Annotated in this window: 1 protein-coding gene; it reads right to left on the bottom strand. The window is 53.2% G+C overall.

Annotated features, from left to right (window positions below):
* Positions 1 to 114 precede the first annotated feature (114 nt).
* Positions 115 to 1,329, bottom strand: a 1,215-nt coding sequence (locus KH813_RS06700; protein ID WP_303994565.1) for an iron-containing alcohol dehydrogenase, incomplete at its 5' end; no start/stop codon positions are given.

Raw genomic sequence — 1,329 nt, 5'->3', positions numbered from 1 at the left:
GAATAAGGGAGATTGAGTGAGCAATCCCAAGGTAGGGGAGGAATCCGAAAGAATATGTCATTCGAACATCCGAATCGCAACAATGAAAGCATGATGATGCGGCGTGTTCTCCGCTCAGTCTTCGATTTTCGTCGGCATCGGTTTTGTTTGCGGCGCCGGCTGATAATTTTTCAGATATTCGACGGCATCCGCGTAAATGCGCTGCACTTCGTCACGCGTCAACGCCTTAAAGCTGCCGAGTTGCGGCCGACCCGCCATCGCGCGATCGGTCAATTCTTCCAAGTCAAAATCAATATCGCGCGCTTCCTGCGAAGCGACCGGACCGAGCATGTCGATTTGCTCGAAGAATTCTTCCGTAAAACGAATGCCTTCCAGCGCGATTTCTTCCTGCGTGCCGAAGTCGCGTTCAATATTCCAGACGGTTCTGCCGTACCGATAGAAGCGATGCACATCGGCGGTGTAGACGTATCTCGCCCATGCGCACCAAACGGCCGCCATGCCGACGCCCGAAGAAATATTGTACAAGCCCAACAGTTCCTTTTGCAATTCGTGAACGGTAATATCCGCTTCGCCGTTGCCGGAACCGGTCAGGTCGTTATGCGCCAACGCGCTCGCCCACATGACATTGGCTCTGGCGTCATAATTATTCATTTCCGTCAGGATGGTCTGCGAGTTGCGGATCAACACGCGCAGCAGCGCTTCGCAGATATTATCCGTCAGTTCCATCGTCGAATTATGCGTAAAGTAATGCTCCATCGTCATAATCATGATTTCGGAAATGCCGCTGTATAATTCCGCTTTGGAAAGAGGATACGTCAGCATCGGATTCATAATGGCAAAACGCGGCCGTGCGCCGACCACATTGATGATGCGACTGACGCGCTGCACCTTGTTGGTCAAATGCGTCAGCGCGCTCATTTCGCCGGATCCCGCCATCGTGGTGGAAATAACACCCACCGGTAAAACTTCTTCGGCGACGCGTTCGCGGGTGAAATAATCCCAAATATCGCCGTCGTTGACGATGCCGATCGCAATGACTTTCGCCAAGTTGACGACCGCAGGACCGCCCAGCGCGAGTATAAAATCGACATCTTCGATCCGACCGAGAGCGATCCCCTCGTTCGCTTTGCGGCGTGTCGGCGGCGGGTACACTCCGCCGATATCGTTGTATAAAATGCCCGCTTCATCCAGCGACGCTTGCACGCGCTCCAATAAGCCGTGGCATTGGGCGCATTGTCGGCCGTGAATAATCAGGACCTTACGCGCGCCTTCTTTACGCAATAATTGACCGACTTCACGTTCACGATCCGATCCGAAAATAACCTTTGT

Source organism: Negativicoccus succinicivorans, from assembly GCF_018373335.1.
Lineage (GTDB): Bacteria > Bacillota > Negativicutes > Veillonellales > Negativicoccaceae > Negativicoccus > Negativicoccus succinicivorans_A.
This window is presented reverse-complemented; position numbering and strand designations above follow the sequence as displayed.